The sequence below is a fragment of the Belliella aquatica genome (genome assembly GCF_014637795.1).
Lineage (GTDB): Bacteria > Bacteroidota > Bacteroidia > Cytophagales > Cyclobacteriaceae > Belliella > Belliella aquatica.
In genome coordinates, this window is sequence record NZ_BMFD01000014.1 from 55491 (window position 1) to 77578 (window position 22088).

Sequence of the window (22088 nt, forward strand, 5' to 3'; positions counted from 1 at the left end):
GTAATTAATCGGTAAAAAATTATCTCTTAATCAGATTAAAAATGAATATTATGATGATAAGTGTTACTTTATTGTAAACAGGAAGATAGTACTAAGAAATAAGTGGTAAAACGCTTTAGTTATCTACCTCTAAGTCTAATTTTTAAATAAGATTGACTTGTTATCAATTAGTAACCCGATATTATATTTGGTTATGGTATGAGTTTGAGGAAGGTTATTTCAATAATTTTTATAAAAGTGCTCTTTGCAAAAATACCAACATTGGGAGTTTACCTCATTATTTTGAGTCTCCCTATAAAAACAAAAAACCCCAAAAACATCTCCAATAGATATTTCCAGGGTTTTTAAAACTTAAATTTTCTCTGCGTCTCAGCGTGCAAAAAACTTCCTCGCACTTTGCACCTCAGCCTTACTTCGCGAGAGCCAGACTTATATCATCCCAACAGACCGCTTCACAAACTCAGTCAAGTCCTTACCTGTCAGCAAGCCTTGCGCAAGGAGTGCCAAGTCGAAAGATTGCTTTGCAAGCTTGGTTTGTTCTTCTTCGCTTTCTGCTTTGAGGATTTTGTCGATGACGCTGTGGTTTCCATTGATGGCTACTTTGTAGTTGTCAGGAAGTGAACCGTAGAAGCCCATTCCGCCGCCTGTTGCAGCCATGTCTTTCATTCTGCGCATAAACTCATCCATCGTTACAGTTACTGGAAGTTCCTCAGGATTCAGGCCTTCGATTTCCACACTGTAGGATTTATTGTCAATCGCTTTTTCGAATATTTCCTTCACTTTAGTCGATTGCTCTTCTGAAAGCAAGTTTGCAAAAGCATCGTCTTTTTGAATCAACTTTTCTGCTACATCAGCATCTACACGCTTCAGTTGTGTTTTCTCTTCCTTGCCTTCCAAATGTTGGATAAAATGGCTATCAATCGGAGAATCCATCACCAAGACATCATAATCTTTTTTGTTGGCGGATTGGATAAAAGCATCCTGCTTGTTGAGGTCTGTGGCGTAGAGGTAGATCGTCTGCTCGTTTTTGTCAGTTTGGATGCTCTTCACTTTCTCCTTGTATTCAGGGAGCGTGTAGAATTCACCTTTTGTATTTTTCAGCAGGACGAAATCTTTTCCTTTTTCAGCAAATTTCTCTTCCGAGATCATTCCGTATTTCACAAAAAGACCTATGTCATTCCATTTGTCTTCGTAGACTTTTCTATCCTTTTTGTAAAGCTCAGCCAACTTATCAGCCACTTTTTTGGTGATGTAGTTGTTGATCTTTTTCACATTCCCATCAGCCTGCAAGAAACTTCTTGAGACATTCAATGGGATATCCGGAGAATCGATCACACCGTGTAGGAGCATCAAGAATTCAGGGACAATGTCTTTCACTTCGTCTGTGATAAACACCTGTCTGCTATAAAGCTTGATCTTGTTTTTTTGGAAATCGAAGTCATTTTTCACTTTCGGGAAATACAAGACTCCAGTCAAGTTGAATGGATAATCTACATTCAAGTGGATCCAGAAAAGTGGATCTTCACTCATTGGATAGAGTTCCTTGTAGAAAGCAAGGTAATCCTCGTCAGTCAAATCACCTGGCGACTTGGTCCAGATTGGCGAAGTCGTATTGATGATGTTGTCAACTTCGATAGATTTCCACTTTTTCTTTCCTTCTTCATCTTCACCATCTTCTACACTTTCGGTTTTTGTTCCGAACTTGATCGTGACAGGGAGGAATTTGCAGTATTTGTCTAGAATACCTTGAAGCTTCCATTTGTCTAGGAATTCTTCGGATTCTTCATTGATATGAAGGATGATTTCTGTTCCTCTTTCGGTTCTGCTTCCTTCGGAAATCTCAAATGAAGTACTGCCATCACAAGTCCATTTTGCAGCCTCAGCACCTTCTTGATAAGAAAGGGAATTGATTTCCACAGTGTGCGCCACCATAAATGCCGAGTAAAAACCCAAACCAAATTTACCGATGATTTCATTGGCATCTTTGGCGTCTTTGAATTTCTCTACGAACTCAGTAGCACCGGAAAAAGCGATTTGATTGATGTACTTCTTGATTTCTTCGGCAGTCATTCCAAGACCTCTATCGGAGATGGTGATGGTCTTTTTGTCTTTGTCGAAAGCCACTTCCACAGTGGTATCTCCTAGATCACCTGTATATTGACCCAATGTGGCCAATCTTTTGATTTTTTGGGTGGCATCTACCGCATTGGATACCAATTCACGGAGAAAAATCTCATTGTCTGAGTATAAGAACTTTTTGATGATCGGGAAAATATTCTCGGTATGTATCGAGATGGTTCCTTTTTCCTGCATAGCTATATAGATTTTTATTTATTGATAAACATTTTTGACAATACAGCCTTATCAATGCTTGTTCCAAAGGATGAAAAGTGTCATTTTGGCAGAATTTTAAAACTGAGTAAAAGAAATGACTCTTTAAATAAAATATTAATCCAAAGGGACCAAGGTTTATTCATGATACAATCCATATAGTTTTAAATTAAGTTTTATTTTTCCCAATTTTCAATAATAGCAGCAACTATTCCCAATGGGGACATAAGTGCATTAAGATCAAATTAATTAATAAATGATTAATGCAGTATAATTGATGATTAATCGAATCATACGCATCTTTGGTCATTTTTGAATAACCCACTGAAAAAGAATAAGGTAAATATAATTCCGCAAAACAAATCGTGGTTGAATTATTGCAATACGTTATTTAAGCATCTTCAAAAATGGTAGTTTTTTACCTGTAAAAAACTACTTAAAATCAAAGTGTTAGGGCTAGTTGCTTGCATTTTTTCATCTGTCTTTTTGGGCAGGTCCATTTTAAATTTTGTATAACTTAAATACTTGATATTATGATTCAGAAAACCCAGCAAACTGAAACTAGTCCATTTATTATTGCAATCGGTGCTTCAGCAGGCGGTATGGAAGCCATTCATTTATTATTTGATCATACCCCAGAAGATGGTGTAGCGTATATTATCATACAGCATCTTTCTCCCGATCATAAGAGTTTTATGGCTGAACTCCTTGCGCATCACAGCAAGTTGGAAATTTTTGTGGTGGAGGATGGAATGCCTGTTAAACCAAACCGTGTCTATTTGATGCCGAAAGGAAAGAATATGACCATCAGAAATCGTACCTTATATCTTTCAGAAGTGCAGACAAGGCAGCCCAATACGGCTATTGATATATTTTTCGATTCTTTAGCTAAGGATGTTGGGGAGAAAAGCATCGCTATAATCTTGTCAGGAACAGGAACGGACGGAACAAAAGGAATCACTTCGATCAAGAAAAATGGTGGGTTTGTGATCGTGCAAGATCCAGAAAGTGCCAAATTCAATGGAATGCCCAATAGCGCCATTGAATCCGGAAATGTTGATCTAGTTCGACCACCTGAATTGATACCTGAAGAAATCATCGCTCATTTGAGTCAAGGTCTGTTGGAAAATAATTTCAATACCCAAATCACAGAAAAAGATGATGCTGAATTGTTGAGAATTTTACAAATGATTCAAGAGCATACACCATTTGATTTTTCGGAATACAAGCGGCCCACGATTATCAGAAGGATTGTGAAGCGGATGACCAAAAGTAACATCACCACCCTCAAAGAGTATGGACAATTTTTGGAAGCAAATCCTGAAGAAATTAATATTTTAGCAAAAGAATTTTTGATTAGCGTCACCAAATTTTTCAGGGATAAAGAAGCTTTTGATCTTATTAAAGGAACCGCACTTAAAGAAATCATTGACAATAAGCTTCAAGTGGATACACTCAAAGCTTGGGTAGTGGGTTGCGCCACAGGTGAAGAAGCGTACTCCCTTGCCATTCTTATATTGGAAGAACTTACTGAGCTTAAGAAAAACTTAGAAGTGAAGATTTTTGCCAGTGATATAGATAAAGCTGCTTTGCAACATGCTTCTAAAGGCATTTACTCCGAATTTATCGAAAGAGAAGTGTCACAAGAGCGATTGGAAAAATATTTCATCAAAGAAGGTAATAATTATAAAATCAGGGATAATGTCAGGAAAATGATCATTTTCGCTGAGCACGATATCGTGAAGCAGCCTCCCTACGGTAAAATTGATTTAATAAGTTGTAGGAATCTTTTGATCTATATCAACCCTATTTTACAGCGCAAAATCCTCGCTTCCCTACATTTTTGTCTCAACCTGGGTGGGTATTTGTTCTTGGGTCCAAGTGAAAGCTTGGGCGATTTGAAAAAATCCTTTGTTGAGGTAGATAAGAAATGGAAATTGTACAAAAGTATCGAGGTGGTGAGGAATCTCCGAAACACAACATACAGCACGCCGGGCTTGGGTAGGCAGATGATCAATCTAAATTTGAGTTCAACTCCTCCCAAAAGCCTTATAAAAAGCAACTTGACAGAACTTATAAACAGCACCTTACTCGAAGAGTCTGGGTATCAGGCGGGAATTTGGGTGGATACAAATTTTGAAATTATCCAAACATCAGGAGACTTTGAGAAATTTCTTCTGCCAAAGATATTTAATTTCAATCTACTTGAAATGCTCCCAAGAGAGCTTGCAATTGCGACATCCACTACGTTGAAAAAAGCCGTCAGCTCCAATCAAAAAATAATTATCGAACAGGTCAAGTTCAAGAAAGAGGATGTCATACGGTCAGTAAACGTATTGATCAAACCTTTTCTCTCAGAAAAAAAGACGATCGAAGATGTCGTCTTGGTTTTGTTTAGTGAAAACGAAAAAAAGGAAATAAGTGAGGACGGTGTTGAAGTATTTGAGGTAGCGAAGCATACAGAGCGTTATTTTGAAGATATGAAAGCGGAGTTGGTAGAAACCAAAAGCAAGCTAAAAGATGCTTTTGACGCCTTGGAAGTTTCTAATGATAATATTTCCTCTTACAACGAAGAGTTGATCTCTGGTAATGAGGAGATGCAGAGTACCAACGAAGAACTGCAGTCTGTCAATGAAGAATTGCAAACGGTAAATATTGAGTACCAGACCAAAATCAAAGAACTCGCAGAGTTAAATGATGATTTGAACAATTATTTTAAATCTACGATCAACGCGCAGCTTTATGTAGACAAGAATCTAATACTTCGAAAATTTACCCCTTCAGCGATTTTACAAATCAATCTTAAAGAGAGTGACTTGGGAAGATTAATCAGTGATATTTCAACCAATATAAGATTTTCGACTTTGATGGATGACATTGCGAAAGTAGTGTCAACCTCAGAAACTATCGAAAAAGAAGTTCAAACTCTTGATGGTAAATGGTATCAGATGGCTGGGATACCATATATCAAACAGCAAGACAATCAAAAAGATGGGGCGATCATTACTTTTAATGATATCACAGAATTGAAAAAGGTCCAAGAAAAACTATCCAGAATCAATCAAGATCATGATACTTTCATTTATTCTGTTTCCCATGACTTGAAAGGCCCTCTCAATAATCTACGGTCCTTGATTACCATTCTTGAAGATTCTATTGAAATTACTTGTGAAGAAGATCAAGAAGTAATGGATATGATTATGCTTTCTACGACTAATCTTGCTTCTATTATCAATGAATTGACAGACATCGTCAAGATCGAAAATGAAATAGATATCCTTGAAAACATCAACGTCGAGGATATGCTTAACGAGATTGAAGCCAGCATGAAAGACAAGCTTGTGCTTTCTAATGCAAAAATTAATTTAGATCTAAAGATTTCAGAAATACCATTTTCTAAGAAAAATATGAGAAGTATTCTGACAAATATTCTGAGTAATGCAATAAAGTATTGCTCGCCAGATCGGGCGCCGGAGGTCAGTTTCAGCACAGATAAAGTAGGAAACCAAATAATTCTGTCTGTTAAGGATAATGGACTAGGTATTCCGGAAAATAAAAAGCAAGAAATTTTCGCAAGATTCAAAAGAGCTCACAACCATGTTGAGGGGAGCGGAGTAGGTCTATTTTTGATTAAGAAAATAATCAACTTGGCCGGTGGCGATATTGAAGTAGAAAGCGAATTGGGTAAAGGATCGACGTTTAAGGTTTATTTCAAATGCGATGATGCCGCCTAAACTTTTTGCAAAAACACATTAAAGGTATCTTTTAATAATCCTGATCATTGAATTGATCAGGATTATTTTTTTGAAAGTACTTTTATTCTGCGTGTTCAGGCTCCTCTTCATCAGGTAAAATTCTTATTAGGATAAATGGTATTACAATACAGATGATGCCTATGATTGATTTTATTTCGAAATCGGGAAGAAAGTTCATGATAATCACGTAAACTCCACAACTAAGAAAGGTGAGTTTCAGCGCAGGTTTGTCAAAAGCCCAAGCAAAAGTCAAATAGTCGACCCCAATCAAGCAAAACATGATGGTTCTGATCAATGCATCTATTTGATCTCCAAAATCAATGAAATAGCCAATAACAATTGTTGTTAAAACTAAAAATGCGGCTATTCCATAACCAAATTTGGCATGTTTTTTAAAGAAATCCATAAATATATTTTTAATCTCAAAACTAAATTATCCCTGAAATATAATTTATTTTAGATAAAAAAGTTACGATTAGTATTCTCACAATATTCCAAGGGTGTTTCCACCTTATTTCAACTATATCTCCCCTTATTTCAATTGTATTTCTACAATATTTCCCTCTTATTTCTATCAGTTTTCTTTTCAAAAAAAACATCAATCAAAATCATCTAAGTATCTTTTCCATCTTTTTGCCTTTGGCAAGTTCGTCGACCAATTTATCCAAGTAGCGGGTTTGTTTTGTAAGTGGGTTTTCCAATTCCTCAATCCGATAACCACAAATCACTCCTTTGATCAAATGCGCATTTGAGTTGAGATCAGCTTGCTCAAAAAAAGCTTCAAAAGTCACTTTTTTTTCAATCAGTTCCTGAATTTTCGTATCATCAAAGCCGGTCAACCAAGTGATGACTTGGTGCAGCTCCGCTTTCGTTCTGCCTTTCTTTTCGACTTTAGTGATGTAATGTGGATATACAGATGCAAAAGTCATTTTTGCAATTCGTTCGTTATGTTCTGGGGTGGGGATCATTAGGTTATACTAGATTTACAATTCTTAGTTTTTGATTTGGTGCGAATTTCATTAAGAATTAGAATGCAAACCAATGGTATTACCCTCCGTATCCATGATAATGCTGCAAAAACCATGTTCTCCAATTGGCATTTTTTCTTGCAAAACCTGACCTCCAGCTTGCTGAACCCTTGATTCTTCCACTGAGCAATCCTCACAAGTGAAGTACACGAGTGTTCCGCCTGTACCAGGCTTGAAGTCTTCAGTCTTACAAAGTGCTCCGCTGATATTAGCCCCTCCGTCTTCCCAAGGAAAACTCCACATTTCCAGATCCCCAAAATCTCCCGGAGTCTGCATGGGTACCATTTTAAACTGAAATACGCTTTCATAAAATTCTCTAGCGCGGTCCATGTCTTCAACATAGATTTCTAACCAGGTAAAGGGGTTTTTTGATGAAGAGTTCATAGTTTTAGTGCTTGGTTTATGGTGAAATGGTTGATATAAGAAGTGTTTTTGATTTATGATATCCCGACAAATTATTAAAGAAATATAAAAGAATTTTATTCAAGTTCAAAAATTGATTGACTTGCAAACAAAACTTGGTGCGTGTTAATTGAAATAACTTCTCCTATTATCTCTTATCTTTGAATTTAAATTATCTGTCATGCTCCAACAAATCCGTACACTTATCCTCAAAGAACTCACGCTAGAGTGGAGGCAAAAGTATGCCCTCAATGGGATTTTGTTGTATGTGGTCTCGGCGGTATTTATTACTTACCTCAGTGTAGGTGCAAAGCAAGGTAATATTGGGGTGCCCACTTGGAATGCTTTGTACTGGATTATTATTCTTTTTTCGGCTGTCAATGCAGTGGCCAAGAGTTTTGTGCAAGAGCATCAAGGAAGACAGTTGTATTATTATATGATTGCTTCTCCTGAGTCTATTATCGTTTCGAAGATTGTTTATAACGCTGTTTTGACTTTGGTCTTGGCGTTATTGGGTTATTTGGTTTTTAGTGTGATTCTTGGGAATCCTGTGCAAGATCAAGGGTTATTCTTGTTAAATCTAGTCTTGGGAAGTTTAGGTTTTTCGGCTTGCCTGACGATGGTATCAGGTATCGCTTCCAAAGCAAGTAACAATGCTACTTTGATGGCTATCTTGAGTTTTCCTGTGATAATTCCAATTTTGCTAATGACCATCCGAGTTTCCAAAAATGCGATTGATGGCTTAGATTGGAGTGTAAGTGTAGATAAGTTACTGACACTTTTGGCGATCAATGCAATCATTTCTGCCACAGCTTATATCTTATTTCCTTATTTGTGGAGGAGTTGATATCGGAAATATATCAATTCATCGACATTCCTTTGGAACTGCTCAAATAAGTAACAAAAAGCACAGGAATCAGGAACTTATGCCTTATTTTTGCGCTTGAAAAAGCAATAAACGATTAGATGAAAAAAAGCTGGTGGAAAATTCTGACAATAGCATTACTCACTTATACTATTGTGGCAGGACTCTTACTCGATGTTCCCCGACTTCCTATTCTCAACGAAACTATCAGAGCCTTATATTTCCATGTTACCATGTGGTTTGGAATGATCATCATGCTGGTAGTGGCTGTGATTTATAGCATCAAATTCCTCAGGACAAACGACCTGAGAAATGATGATATCGCCATAGAATTCACCAATGCAGCGATTTTATTCGGTGTGTTAGGAATCATAACAGGTATGCTTTGGGCCAAATTCACTTGGGGGGATTACTGGAGTGGAGATCCAAAGCAGAATGCATCTGCGATTGGTTTACTGATGTATTTTGCCTATTTGGTGTTAAGAAATTCTCTTACTGATGTCAATCAGAGAGGTAGGATTGGAGCTGTGTATAATATTTTCGCTTTTGCTGCCTTTATCCCTCTTATTTTCGTACTACCTAGACTGACGGACAGTCTTCATCCTGGGAATGGTGGTAATCCTGGCTTCAATGCTTATGATATGGATAGCAACCTGCGTTTGGTGTTTTATCCAGCCGTTATTGGATGGACATTATTAGGCACATGGCTTAGTGTAATCAGAGTAAGGCTCAAGAGAGCTGAAAGAAAAATAGAAGACAAACTGATCAATCAATTATAATGAAGAACTGGTTTATAATATTATTTCTCCTAATCAGCCTCCAAGGTATGGCGCAGGAGAAAATTGCTATTACAGAAGAAGATTACAACAATTCAAAAATCGAAATGGCTGACGTCATGAGATCTGAAGGAAAAATCTACGTTTTAGTGGGTGTGATCGGGATTGTTTTTGCAGGAATCTTGGTTTATATCATCAATACTGACAGAAAAGTTAGCAGCTTAGAAAAGTTACTCAAAGAGGAAAATTAAAGCAACGCTTTTTATCTAAAATTGAAGAGATAAAGAGTTCAATATATAAATTCACTGAATTATGAAAAAGGGCCACATTTTAGGACTGGGAATTATTGCTATTGCTATAGTGATAATCGTTTCGATGTTAGGAGATGCAAGTACTTATGAGAGTTTTGCAACTGCCAAAGAGATGAAAATAAAGGGAGAGGAGAAGGCAATCCACGTAGTGGGCCAACTGAAGAAGAGTGAAATGGGTGAAGTAGAAGGAATTGAAGTGAATGAAAATAAAACCTCCTTCTATTTTATGATGGTGGACAATGATGGCACAGAGCAGCGTGTATTTTACAACGAACCGATTCCAGCGGATTTTCACAGATCTGAGCAGGTCGTCGTGATCGGAGCTTACAAATCCGACGAGATTTTTTTGGCAGACAAGATTTTGATGAAATGCCCATCCAAATACCAAGAAACGGAAGTGAGTACTGCCGGAATGTAAATTTGATTAAGATTAGATATGATAAATACCTTTGTGGGTAATTTAGGCCATTTTGCTACTATTCTTGCTTTTGTCAGCGCAGTAGTGACGGCCTTTTCCTATTATAAATATAGTGTAGCCTCTGAGCTTGAAAAGGCAAATTGGAGAAATTTCAGTAGAATACTTTTCTACATACATTCAGCAGCAAGTGTGGTAATTGCAATCTCGCTTTTCGAGATTATTTACAGCCATCGATTTGAGTATTTCTATGCATACTCGCATTCATCTATGGCTTTGCCTGTGCATTATATGATTTCGAGTTTCTGGGAAGGTCAAGAGGGTGCCTTTATCCTTTGGATTTTCTGGAATGTTGTCTTGGGCTTGGTGATTATCCATACCAACAAAACTTGGGAAGCACCTGTTATGGTTGTATTTGCTTTGGTACAGGCATTCTTGGTTTCGATGATTATGGGAGTGGTGATAGGTGATTTGAAGATCGGTAGTTCACCGTTTATTCTACTCCGCGATGCGCTTTCATCTCCTATTTTCCAGATGAATCCAGATTTCATTCCAGCAGATGGTACAGGCTTGAATCCTTTACTTCAAAACATCTGGATGGTGATCCATCCCCCAACATTATTCTTGGGATACGCGAGTACATTGGTGCCTTTTGCATTCTTGATGGCTGGTCTAGCCACCAAAAAATATTCAGAATGGATTCGTCCAGCCTTACCTTGGGCAATATTCTCAGCAATGATTTTGGGAATGGGGATAATCATGGGCGCTTACTGGGCTTATGTAACTTTGAATTTTGGTGGTTATTGGAATTGGGATCCAGTAGAAAATGCGGTTTATGTGCCTTGGCTAATCATGGTAGCTGGTATCCACACCATGATCACCTTTAAGAAAAGCAGCACGGCCTTAAAAACATCTATTGTTTTGGTGATTGCTTCTTTTATCTTGGTTCTTTATGCGACTTTCCTTGTCCGCAGTGGTGTTTTGGGAGACTCTTCTGTTCACTCCTTTACTGATTTGGGACTTTCAGGTCAGCTGTTGATATATATGTTATTTTTCTTGGCAGCTGCTATCTTTTTATCATTCAGAGCATGGAAGCATATTCCAACTTCAGAGAAAGAAGCTTCAGTTTATTCAAGAGAATTTTGGATTTTCATTGGCGCGACTACTTTGGGTCTGATGGCATTTCAAGTAATATTGCCAACATCGATTCCTGTATGGAATGCCTTGGTAGAAAGCTTCGGTGGGATTTCAAATATGGCACCACCTGCAGATCAAGTTGGTTTTTATACAAAATTTCAATTGTGGTTTGCAGTTGTTTTGGCCCTACTAACAGCCGTTGGGCAGTTTTTCTGGTGGAATAAGATAGATGGCAAAACGCTCAAAGAAACCTTGGTGACGCCTTACATTATCTCTGTTTTGATCTCCGCTGTAATAATTGTCTGGGGGAAAGTGTATGATGTCAGTTATATTATTGTTGTTCTTGCTGGTTCCTTTACCATAGTAGCAAACGCGACGATTTTAGCCAAACTACTTAAGAAGTCCACTTTCAAACTTGCTGGTGGTTCCTTGGCACATATCGGCTTAGGGATGATTCTGATTGGTGTGATGTTTTCATCCGGTTATTCTGAAGTGATTTCTTACAACCTATCTGGATTGACTTACAGCAATAGCTTTGAGGATGAAATCAATAAAGAGCATGTCTTACTTTGGATCAATAAACCAACACAAATCAAAGATTATACAGCCATCTACCGAGGAAGACAGAAAAAAGTAGTCGGTGTGCCAGGTCTAGTGGATGCGAAGTTGTTGAAAAAAGCCGAGGGTGTCAATCAGGCTATAGTTTTGGAGGATATTGTTATTGATGGGAAAACTTACCATAGAGAAGGTGAATTTGTACAAATCGTCTTAGAAGAAAATGATTATTACAAAATTGATTACTATAAAGAGGATCAATTTGCATTTTCCTTGAGTCCGATGGCGCAGTATAATACCACTATGGGCTTGATTTCCTCACCAGATTCTAGAAGATTCCTGAATAAGGATTTATATACATTTGTTTCTGTAGTGAATGATTTTGATGATCCAGAATGGAGAGAAGATGAGGTGTTTGAAGTAGCGCCAGGTGAAACCTTCTACGTCTCTGATATGGTAACTAAATTCGAAAGTGCGGATGTTGTCAAAGAACTTGATGGCATGCAACTTATGGATGGAGATGTAGCAGTGAAAGCGAAGCTTATTGTGCAGGATTATGATGTAGAAAAAGTTCTTGAGCCAATCTTTATCATCAGAAATAATCAGGTAGGTAGAGTGCCTGTAATCGAAAATGAGTTGGGTGTAAAAGTTGAATTGACCAATATTGTCCCAGAAGAGAATAAATTTATCTTCACGGTCAATAGAAATCAAAAAGACTATGTGGTCTTGAAGGCGATCGTGAAACCGCAGATCAATATTTTGTGGGCAGGAACAATCATCATGTTGATTGGATTCTGTGTAGCCATCTACAGGAGATACGATGAATTTTCGAAAATGAGAGATAAAGGTCTGGAGTAATCTGGTAAATAGAATATTTCTACAGTACTTCAATTATCAAACATGAAAAAAACCTTCCAGTGTATTGACGCCCATACTTGTGGTAATCCAGTCAGAGTCGTAGCTGGCGGAGTTCCTTTTCTAAAAGGGAATAATATGCTTGAAAAGCGTCAATATTTTTTAGATCACTTGGACTGGATAAGAACTGGGCTAATGTTTGAACCAAGGGGTCATGATATGATGTCTGGTTCTATGCTTTTTCCTCCCCATGACCCTGAAAATGATTTTGCGGTACTTTTTATAGAAACCTCAGGTTGTCTTCCTATGTGTGGGCACGGAACTATCGGGACGATTACTATAGCGATTGAGGAAGGATTGATTCAGCCTAAAAACCCTGGTTTTCTAAGAATGGAAGCTCCAGCAGGGTTGGTTTTGGTGGAGTACAAGCAAGAAGGAAAGAAAGTCACTTCTGTCAAGTTGACGAATGTCAAGAGTTTTTTGGCAGCTGAAGGCTTGGAGATTGAAAGTGATGATCTGGGAAAACTTATCGTGGATGTAGCTTATGGAGGCAATTTTTATTGTATTGTAGATCCACAGGAAAACTTCCTAGGTTTGGAACATTACAAAGCCGAGCAGTTGATCTCTATGGCTCGAAATCTTCGCCAAAAGATGAATGAAAAATATAAATTCATCCACCCTGAGCATCCACAGATAAAAGGACTCTCTCATGTGCTTTGGACTGGAAAAACCTTAGAAGAATCTAGTACAGCTAGAAATGCTGTTTTTTATGGAGAAAAAGCCATCGATAGATCACCTTGTGGCACCGGAACCTCCGCACGAATGGCTCAATGGTATGCAAAAGGATGGCTGAAGCCTGGTGATGAATTTATCCACGAGAGTTTTATTGGGTCAAAGTTTACGGGAAGGATAGAAGAAGTCACGGAGATCGCAGGAAAGCCGGCGATCATTCCAAGCATCGAAGGCTGGGCAAAAGTCTATGGCTACAACACGATTATTCTTGATGACGATGATCCTTATGTGCATGGATTTCAAGTGATATAGAGAATGGAACGCGGAAGACGCTGATTTGGCGGATGAACACGGATTTTTGATCTGCGACTATCTGCTCAATCCGTGTCATCAGTGTTCCATCTTAAGAAAGGATTATTTTTCTAACAGGTAAATTATCCGATATTTTTACCATTAGTAAGAATACCCACCTGAAAATCATCAAGAGTTTATGATCAATTCTTAAACTTTATCAAACCAAATATCACCCTTCAATAATTTTTACCGACTCTATTTTTCCAAAAAGCATTATCTTTCTTGATGAAAAGAATTTTAGAACAAAGAGCCAAAATCCTTAACTTTCTTTAAATGAAATCCATGTCTTGGTACATGGTACATTATACATTGTACAAAAAATATGAAACCAACCATCATCATCGGCGGAGGCATTATTGGGCTTTTTACAGCTTACTTTTTGGTAGAAGAAGGAGTGGAGGTAGTCATTGTGGACAAAGGTGACATGCAGGTAACTACTTCTACGGGAAATGCCGGGATGATCGTGCCGAGTCATATTATTCCTTTGGCTGCTCCAGGCATGATTTCTAAGGGAATCAGCTGGATGTTTTCTTCCAAAAGTCCTTTTTACATTCATCCACGATTGGATAGAAAACTGTTGGAGTGGTCTTGGTTGTTCTATCGTGCTGCCAATCCGCAACATGTGGAGAAAAGTATTCCTTTTTTGAAAAATATCAGCTTGCTGAGCAAATCACTTTATCAAGAATTCAAAACAAAACATACCGATGCAGAGCTGGGTTTAGTCGAAAAGGGATTGATGATGCTTTATCAAACTCCTGAAGTGGAAAAAGAGGAAATTGAATTTGCGCACTTGGCTAGAAAGCATGGCTTGGAAGCTGAAATTCTTACCCCAAATGACATTGCAAACCTAGAACCCAATCTGGAAGTAAAAGCGCGTGGAGCAGTATTGTTTCCGGGTGATGCGCATTTGTCTCCTTCTGCTTTGTACAATTATCTAAAGACTTATCTCAAATCGAAGGGTGTTACTTTCAAATCTAGCTTGTCGGTTTTGGGTTTTGAGAAAAAAGGAGCAAAAGTAAACACAGTCATTACTCATGAAGGGGCAATAGAGGGTGATCAATTTATCCTTTGTGGAGGAGCTTGGTCAGGTGAGTTGGCCAAAATGTTGGGATTCAAACTGCCCATGATGGGAGGAAAAGGTTATAGTTTTGTTCAGGAAAATCAACCTGAAATCCATCAAGCTTCTATCTTAACTGAGATGAAAGTTGCTGTAAGTCCATATGGAAATCAAGTCCGCTTCGGTGGAACGATGGAAATCGCCGGTACGAATGAAAATATCAATATCAACAGAGTAAAAGGAATCTTTGAATCGATCAACCGATTTTATCCTGATTTTCAAGCCAAATTCCCAAGTCAAGAAGAGATCTGGAAAGGTTTGAGACCTTGTTCCCCTGATGGCTTACCTTATATCGGACAGGCTCCTGGATTGGAAAATGTATTAGTAGGTTCAGGTCATGGAATGATGGGAATCAGCATGGCTCCCGGTACTGGCAAGCTCCTATGCCAAATCCACCAAAAAGAAGTCACAGGGATTCTGATTGATGGATTTGGAGTGGGGAGGTATTAGTCAGATAATTAAATAAATCTTGCCCAATTCCTCAAAGATGCTTCTCTGAGCTTGATGCTTTCCTTTTTTTGCTTGTTTGACGAGTTCGAAGTGGATCAAAATTTACAATCTTATTTGCTTAGAATAGAATAAATGTAATGAAACAGAGAATGGTTGTCTGAAGAAAACTAAAAATTGTATAAAAGAGTAAAAATTAACTATAAAATAGTGAGCAATTCAAAAAAAGCCTCAAGGAATCTCCCTGAGGCTTTTATCAATCAACATTCTAATCAATCTGGATTATTTAAGATTTCAATCTTTATCTAATCCATTAAACCACCACACTATCTATATTTTTGAAATACACTTGTTTTTCAGCATCCAAGTCAACTAAGACTGCTGAGTCATTTTTGATATATCCCGATAAAATCTGTTTGGAAAGCTCGTTTAGAATCAAGCGCTGCATGGTTCGCTTCAACGGTCTTGCACCAAATTGAGGATCGAAACCGACTTCTCCCAAATAATCCAAAACCTCTGGCGTGGCATCGATTTCAATATTTGCCTCTTCTAGTCTTTTTTGGATTTCTCTCCATTGAATATCGACAATTTTTCTAATGACACCTCGATTCAGTGGTTCAAACATAATCGTTTCATCAATTCTATTCAGGAATTCCGGTCTTACAGATTTCTTCAAAAGGTCATAAACTTCATCCTTGGTTTTCTCTAAAATTTCTTCCTTGTTCCATTCTTCTATTTCAGCAAATCTTTCTTGAATTAGCGTAGAGCCAATATTCGTTGTCAAGATTATAATCGTATTCTTGAAATTAGCGATTCTACCTTTGTTATCTGTCAAGCGACCATCATCCAATACTTGAAGTAAGATGTTGAAAACATCTGGATGAGCTTTTTCAATCTCGTCAAGTAAGACAACAGAATATGGTTTTCTTCTCACTGCTTCTGTGAGTTGTCCGCCTTCATCATATCCAACGTATCCTGGAGGTGCTCCTACCAGTCTGGAAACTGCATGTCTCTCCTGATATTCTGACATGTCAATTCTTACCATGGCATTGTCGTCATTGAAGAGATATTCAGCGAGAGCTTTTGCCAATTCTGTTTTTCCAACCCCTGTTGTTCCCATGAAAATAAAGGAGCCAATAGGCCGCTTTGGATCTTGAAGACCAGCTCGACTTCTCCTCACAGCATCTGAAAGTGCTACGATTGCTTCTCGCTGTCCTGCTACTCTCCTTCCTAATTCATCTTCGAGATGAAGGAGTTTTTCTCTTTCACTTTGAATCATTTTGCTCAGAGGAATTCCAGTCCATTTGGAAACAACTGCGGCAATATCTTCATGATCGACTTCTTCCTTGAGTAGTGGAGAACCTTGTTGCATTTCTTCCAATTGATCTTTGAAAGATTCCAGTTTCTTTTCCGAATCTACGATCTTGCCGTACCTGATTTCTGCCACTTTCCCAAAATCTCCTGCCCGTTCGGCTTGTTCAGCTTCTAGTTTGAGCTTATCGATATTTTCTTTCTCTCTTCTGATACCGGTGATGACAGCTTTTTCGCTTTCCCATTTGGCTTTGACACTTTGTCTTTTTTCAGAAAGATCAGCTATTTCCTTGCTAAGGACTGTTTCTTTGTCTTTGTTATTTTCTCTTCTGATCGCTTCTCGCTCGATCTCTAGCTGCATGATTCTCCTGTTGAGTTCATCCAACTCCTGCGGAAGCGAATCGATTTCCATTCTCAATTTCGCTGCTGCTTCATCCATCAAATCAATGGCTTTGTCAGGTAGAAATCGATCCGAAATATATCTTTGAGAAAGTTCTACGGCTGAAATTACCGCATCATCTTTGATGCGCACACCATGGTGAAGCTCGTATTTGTCTTTGATTCCTCTTAGAATGGAAATCGCATCAGCTGCATCGGGTTCGTCTACGATTACGGATTGGAATCGTCTTTCGAGCGCTTTGTCTTTTTCGATGTATTTCTGATACTCTTTCAGCGTAGTCGCTCCGATAGCATGCAGTTCACCACGAGCCAAAGCCGGCTTGAGTAAATTGGCTGCATCCATGGCACCTTCTCCACCTCCTCCAGCACCAATTAGCGTGTGGATTTCATCGATGAAAAGAATGATTTGTCCATCTGAATCAGTAACCTCTTTGATGACTGCTTTGAGTCTTTCTTCAAATTCCCCTTTGTATTTGGCTCCAGCTACGAGTAAACCCATATCCAAAGAAATCAAAGTTTTGGTTTTGAGATTTTCTGGAACATCTCCGCTGACGATTCGCTGAGCAAGTCCTTCCACGATAGCTGTTTTTCCCACACCAGGCTCTCCGAGTAAGATCGGGTTGTTCTTGGTCCTTCTTGCCAAAATCTGCAATACCCTTCTGATCTCTTCATCACGGCCAATGACAGGGTCTATTTTTCCCTTTTTGGCCAGTTCGTTCAAGTTTTTGGAGTATTTCTCCAATGCCCTGTATTTAGATTCTGCGTTTTGATCTGTCACTTTGTTTCCTTGTCTAAGTTCTTTGATTGCTTCGATCAGGGTTTTTTCAGTCAGACCTTGATCTTTTAATAGTTGTGCTGTTTTATCATTTCCATTTAAGATAGCGAGTAGCAAATGCTCAATTGCTACAAATTCGTCACCGAAGGTTTTCAGATAGTCTTTTGCTTTGGTAAGCACTTGATTGGCTGAATTGGATAGATAAGGCTGTTGACCGCTTACTTTAGCGAAGCTTTTGATGATTTCCTCTATTTTTTGGGCGATCAAGGCTTTATTGACTGACAATTTTTTGAAGATAAAGTCAGTCACATTTTCATCTTCTGAAAAGATCCCCTTCAAAATATGTGCAGGCTCGATGACTTGCTGTTGCTCAGCCATTGTCAATTCCGCTGCCTTTTGAATAGCTTCTTGAGATTTGATAGTGAATTGTTTGAAATCCATTTTATTGATAGTTTTTCTGTTGCTATGGTTATTTGAAATCATCTCATCAAATGATCAACCAGAGCAATTTTTCGGAAAAAATGTCCGAAAACCACCTTTAATAAGCTATAAATCAAGACGTTTTGACAGAAAACGAAATATTGTCTATGACTTAACTACTTGAAAAAAACTAAATCACTGACCTTATGTACAGTTCAAATAAAAAGATTAAAATCAGACTTTTTAAAAATAAAAAAGCCCACTTTCGTGAGCTTTTGAAAATTTAATTTTCCTTTGCTTTATACCTTTCTAAATCCCTTTCAAATCTTGAAATTTCAGAATTGGCCTTTTCTACATTGATTTCAAGTTGTTTTAGCTTGAGCTCCATTTTGGCAATTTTTTCATTTGTTGTTCCCTTTTGGATAGCTTTTTCAATTTTGAGGTTTTGCTCTGCAAATTTGATTTCAGCTTTCTGTCTTTTTGTTAAGGCTTTATCGTAGCTTTTCTGTGCTTTTTCTAAGCTTTTAATTCTTTTTGCCTCTGCTTTTTCAGCAGCCTGAATTCTTTTCAGTTCTGCTTGTTGGGCTTTCATCTCTCTTTTTTCATCTTTTTCAGCCTGTTTAGCTTCTTTCATTTCTTGCTTGGCTTGTTGCTTTTCAGCTTTTTCGCTTTGTGCTAAGCCTTGAAAATTGATTAGAATGCCGAATAAAAATATTCCGATTATTATTTTTAAGTTTTTCATATTGTTAAGATTTATTTGAATAAGATCGATTTTGCAAAATTGATGCCTCAAAGTAATGAAAAGTAAACAATTTGGGTGAATTATATTACTAATTTGAGACTATTTTTTACTTCTAAGTTAGAATTTTTGTATTTTACCGCAAGATTTTTAAAATAAGGAAATGTTAGATCAGCTTCAATTTAATTTTATTTCAATTCCAGTTTTTATAACAAGCATTTTGTTTTTGTTTCTTGTCCTTTTAAGTATAAAGAGAGGAAATCAATCTGGTGAAAAATACTTTACTATTCTTTTAATCAGTTGTTTTGTTTATGCTATTTTATATAGTTTCGAGATAATTTCTACGACCGAGAAATACATTGTCACTTTTTATAAGCTAGAGTTTATTGGTGGTGTTTTTATTACTCCCATGCTTTTGGCTTTTATGATAAAATTTACGGGGAATGATCGGTTCTTGACAAAACGAAATTTAATTTTATTGTTTGGGTCAGCTTTCTTTTTTCTTACTCTTTTGTTTACCAATACATATCATCATCTTTTTTATAAGTCATTTGATATTATTGAGAATAGTTACTTTACGGCAATTCAATTCGAAGCAGGACCGTTCCACTGGATATATGGAGGTTACAATATTACGCTTGTGATTTTTACCAATATACTCTTATTGCGTATGCTTCTTTTTATACCAAAGACTTATTCCAAACAAGTTTTTGTTTTTCTTTTAGCAACGCTTATTCCTTGGCTAACGCACATTATTGATTTAATTGGATTTCATACTTATCAATTAGATTTAGTCCCATTTTCTTTAGCTGTAAGTGCACTGATTATGTATTGGGGTCTGTTTAAATTGAATATGCTCAAATCTATGCCAATAGCATTTGAAAAGATTTTTAATGAGTTAAATGATGGCGTGATTATTTTAGATCCGGTTGGACATGTTGTCGCCCAAAATAAAACAGCCATAAAACAGCTAAAGCTCCAAGCTCCGTTGGACAAATATACGATCATCGAAAAATGGCCAAGTCTAAAAGCTTATTTTGACCTTCTTCAAGATCCAAAACCAAGCGAGTTCCAGGTAAATCCTACCCAGACAATTTTGGTAAAAAGAGACTCTATGCTAGATCAGAGTAATCAAGATGAAGCAATTCATTATATTATTCTTCGTGATATTACAATTGAAAAGCTATCTGAAGAAAGGATAAGGCAAAATGAAAATATGCTGCAGTTAGCTAATGAAAATTTGGTAAAAAACGAGAAGATGTTGAAGTCTATAGCGATGGCGACAAAGGAACTCCTCTCAAACCCAAATTTTGCGCTAGCAACCCAAAGAGCGATTACAATACTTGGGGAGGGTGCGTCGGTGGATCGAGCTTATCTCTTTGAAAATAGTAGGAATGAAAAAGGAGACCTTTTCAGTTCTCAGCGCTTCGAGTGGAGCGCGATGGGCGTACCTCCTGAAATCGACAATCCAGATCTACAAGGTATTCCGATGGCTATGTATGGTGAGGCGGTAGACTTTTTAATGGAAAATAAAGTTTACCAAACCATTGTTTCGGAATTAGCTGACGTTGAATTGAAAGGACTTCTTGAAGGTCAAGAGATCAAGTCTATTTTGTTGATTCCTATTTTTGTTGGAAAGGAGTTTTGGGGCTATGTAGGATTTGATGACTGTACGCATGAAAAAGTTTGGAGTGAAGCAGAGACAGCTTTGTTACTTAGTTTTGCGGATAGTATTTCCAATGCATTGGAAAGGAAAAATTTGGAGCATAGTCTATTTGAATCTATGCAGCAAGCTAAAGATGCAAATATTGCTAAATCCGAATTTTTGGCTAATATGAGTCATGAAATCCGAACGCCGTTGAATGGAGTAATTGGGTTTTCGGATTTATTGAAGAGAACGAGCTTGGATGAAACCCAGCGAAATTACCTTAAATCTATTACGCAGTCAGGTAATTTACTTTTGGAATTGATCAATGATATTTTAGATTTCTCTAAAATAGAAGCGGGAAAGTTAGAATTGAGTCCTGTTAAGCTAAGTTTAAAGGAAATAGCTGAGGAATCCTTATCTATTTTTAAACCAAAGGCTGAAGAAAAAAATATCAAATTGATTCTTTCTTTAGATCTGAATCTACCCGAAGTGGTCTTGATGGACATCACAAGACTGAAACAGATTATCATTAATTTGTTAAGCAATGCGGTGAAGTTCACAAAGGAAGGAGAGATTGAACTCGCTGTGCAAGTCAATGAGATTGATCATAAGAAGCATATAGCTGGAATTACTTTTAGCGTCAGAGATACGGGTGTCGGTATATCGAAAGAGAAAGAAAAAGTCATATTCGAAGCTTTTGCGCAAGAAGATAATTCTACAACAAGGAAATACGGGGGGACAGGTTTAGGACTCTCCATCAGCAACAAATTACTTGAGCTAATGCAAAGTAAATTGGAACTGGAAACAGAGCTTGGAAAGGGAAGTAAATTTAGCTTTACTTTAGATGTACTGTTTGAAGAAGGGGCTTATGTAGTGGAAATAGAAGAAGAATCCCTACGGAAAAAAGCTATCAATAGAACTGCATTTGTTACAAAATCACAGCGAATTTTATTAGTTGATGATAATCCTGTGAATATGCTTTTAGCAAAAACAATAGTAAGAAGCTTAATTCCTGAGGCGGAAATCTTTGAAGCACAAAATGGGTTGAAAGCGCTCGAATCATTCAAAATGCATAGGCAAGATATAATTTTTATGGATATTCAAATGCCAGAAATGAGTGGTTATGAAGCAACAAAAGAGATTAGGAAAGTAGAGCAAGGGAGCGGTCAAAGAGTACCAATCATTGCTCTTACTGCGGGGACAGTAAAGGGTGAACACGATAGGTGTATCGAAGCAGGGATGGATGATTATCTGAGTAAGCCAATTTTGGTCTCCGATATTTCAGAAATGCTTTATAAATACCTCAAAGAAGATAGAAAAGAGATAAAAAGTCAATATGAATCTAAATTTGAGGAGTACAAGCATACCGATCCTGAGTTTTTTCTTGAATTGATTGATGTGAGTAGAACAAACATCTCAAAACTTCGCAAAACATTAAAATCATATATTCAAGATGAAAATCTCAATAAAGTAAAGCAGACCGGTCACGCTTTGAAAGGAATAGCCTTGAACCTTGAATTGGGTAACCTTATTGAGCTATCCGCAGAATTAGAAAGATTGAAAGAATTTCCAACTGCGGCTGAGTATGATATATTTGACAAAGTAGACAGTGAAATTCAAATCATCCTCGATAAATTGGATGTAGAAATAGCGATGTCAAAAAAGAAATAAAAAGAGGAGTCAATCGACTCCTCTTTTTACTTTTTCAATTTCAGA

15 protein-coding genes are annotated in these 22088 nt (G+C 37.4%); 9 read left to right on the top strand and 6 right to left on the bottom strand.

Annotation, left to right across the window (positions count from 1 at the left end; all coding sequences use genetic code 11):
* Positions 1-429 precede the first annotated feature (429 nt).
* Positions 430-2313: a molecular chaperone HtpG gene (htpG, locus tag IEV57_RS15640; protein ID WP_188443984.1), complete on the bottom strand. Its 1884-nt coding sequence runs from the start codon at positions 2311-2313 to the stop codon at positions 430-432.
* 551 nt (positions 2314-2864) lie between these two features.
* Here htpG and IEV57_RS15645 point away from each other — a divergent pair.
* Positions 2865-6065 carry a chemotaxis protein CheB gene (locus IEV57_RS15645; protein WP_188443985.1) on the top strand — a complete coding sequence of 1067 codons (3201 nt, stop codon included), beginning with the start codon at positions 2865-2867 and terminating at the stop codon, positions 6063-6065.
* An 82-nt stretch (positions 6066-6147) separates the two neighbouring features.
* Here the strand turns inward: IEV57_RS15645 and IEV57_RS15650 are convergent, their stop codons facing one another.
* The 3 genes from IEV57_RS15650 to IEV57_RS15660 all read right to left on the bottom strand — a co-directional run bounded on the left by IEV57_RS15650 (position 6148) and on the right by IEV57_RS15660 (position 7498).
* Positions 6148-6492, bottom strand: coding sequence for a hypothetical protein (locus IEV57_RS15650; RefSeq protein WP_188443986.1), 345 nt, complete (start codon positions 6490-6492; stop codon positions 6148-6150).
* 202 nt (positions 6493-6694) lie between these two features.
* A complete protein-coding gene (locus IEV57_RS15655) occupies positions 6695-7054 on the bottom strand; it encodes a DUF2200 domain-containing protein (RefSeq protein WP_188443987.1) in 360 nt (119 codons plus the stop codon).
* A 51-nt stretch (positions 7055-7105) separates the two neighbouring features.
* Positions 7106-7498 carry a VOC family protein gene (locus IEV57_RS15660; RefSeq protein ID WP_188443988.1) on the bottom strand — a complete coding sequence of 131 codons (393 nt, stop codon included), beginning with the start codon at positions 7496-7498 and terminating at the stop codon, positions 7106-7108.
* Between the two features lie 199 nt (positions 7499-7697).
* Here IEV57_RS15660 and IEV57_RS15665 point away from each other — a divergent pair, with 199 nt between their 5' ends.
* The 7 genes from IEV57_RS15665 to IEV57_RS15695 all read left to right on the top strand — a co-directional run bounded on the left by IEV57_RS15665 (position 7698) and on the right by IEV57_RS15695 (position 15083).
* Positions 7698-8363 carry a heme exporter protein CcmB gene (locus IEV57_RS15665; protein WP_188443989.1) on the top strand — a complete coding sequence of 222 codons (666 nt, stop codon included), beginning with the start codon at positions 7698-7700 and terminating at the stop codon, positions 8361-8363.
* Between the two features lie 119 nt (positions 8364-8482).
* Positions 8483-9160 carry a cytochrome c biogenesis protein CcsA gene (ccsA, locus tag IEV57_RS15670; RefSeq protein ID WP_188443990.1) on the top strand — a complete coding sequence of 226 codons (678 nt, stop codon included), beginning with the start codon at positions 8483-8485 and terminating at the stop codon, positions 9158-9160.
* Positions 9160-9408, top strand: a complete 249-nt coding sequence (locus IEV57_RS15675) for a CcmD family protein (RefSeq protein ID WP_188443991.1) — start codon at positions 9160-9162, stop codon at positions 9406-9408. Before ccsA (IEV57_RS15670) ends, IEV57_RS15675 begins: the two co-directional genes overlap by 1 nt.
* A 61-nt stretch (positions 9409-9469) precedes the next feature.
* Positions 9470-9886: a cytochrome c maturation protein CcmE domain-containing protein gene (locus IEV57_RS15680; RefSeq protein WP_188443992.1), complete on the top strand. Its 417-nt coding sequence runs from the start codon at positions 9470-9472 to the stop codon at positions 9884-9886.
* A gap of 18 nt (positions 9887-9904) precedes the next feature.
* Entirely contained in the window at positions 9905-12433 is a 2529-nt protein-coding gene (gene ccsA, locus IEV57_RS15685; RefSeq protein ID WP_188443993.1) for a cytochrome c biogenesis protein CcsA, read from the top strand.
* 42 nt (positions 12434-12475) lie between these two features.
* A complete protein-coding gene (locus tag IEV57_RS15690) occupies positions 12476-13474 on the top strand; it encodes a 4-hydroxyproline epimerase (RefSeq protein WP_188443994.1) in 999 nt (332 codons plus the stop codon).
* Positions 13475-13838: 364 nt separating this feature from the next.
* Positions 13839-15083, top strand: coding sequence for an NAD(P)/FAD-dependent oxidoreductase (locus IEV57_RS15695; RefSeq protein WP_188443995.1), 1245 nt, complete (start codon positions 13839-13841; stop codon positions 15081-15083).
* A 310-nt stretch (positions 15084-15393) separates the two neighbouring features.
* Here the strand turns inward: IEV57_RS15695 and clpB are convergent, their stop codons facing one another.
* Together clpB and IEV57_RS15705 are read right to left on the bottom strand one after the other, a co-directional pair.
* Positions 15394-18006 carry an ATP-dependent chaperone ClpB gene (gene clpB, locus IEV57_RS15700; protein ID WP_188443996.1) on the bottom strand — a complete coding sequence of 871 codons (2613 nt, stop codon included), beginning with the start codon at positions 18004-18006 and terminating at the stop codon, positions 15394-15396.
* Positions 18007-18268: 262 nt separating this feature from the next.
* Positions 18269-18727, bottom strand: a complete 459-nt coding sequence (locus IEV57_RS15705; RefSeq protein WP_188443997.1) for an HlyD family secretion protein — start codon at positions 18725-18727, stop codon at positions 18269-18271.
* A gap of 160 nt (positions 18728-18887) precedes the next feature.
* Between IEV57_RS15705 and IEV57_RS15710 the strand changes: the two genes are divergently transcribed.
* On the top strand, positions 18888-22043 hold the full coding sequence (locus IEV57_RS15710; RefSeq protein ID WP_188443998.1) for a histidine kinase N-terminal 7TM domain-containing protein: 3156 nt from the start codon (positions 18888-18890) through the stop codon (positions 22041-22043).
* The last annotated feature ends 45 nt before the right edge of the window (positions 22044-22088 follow it).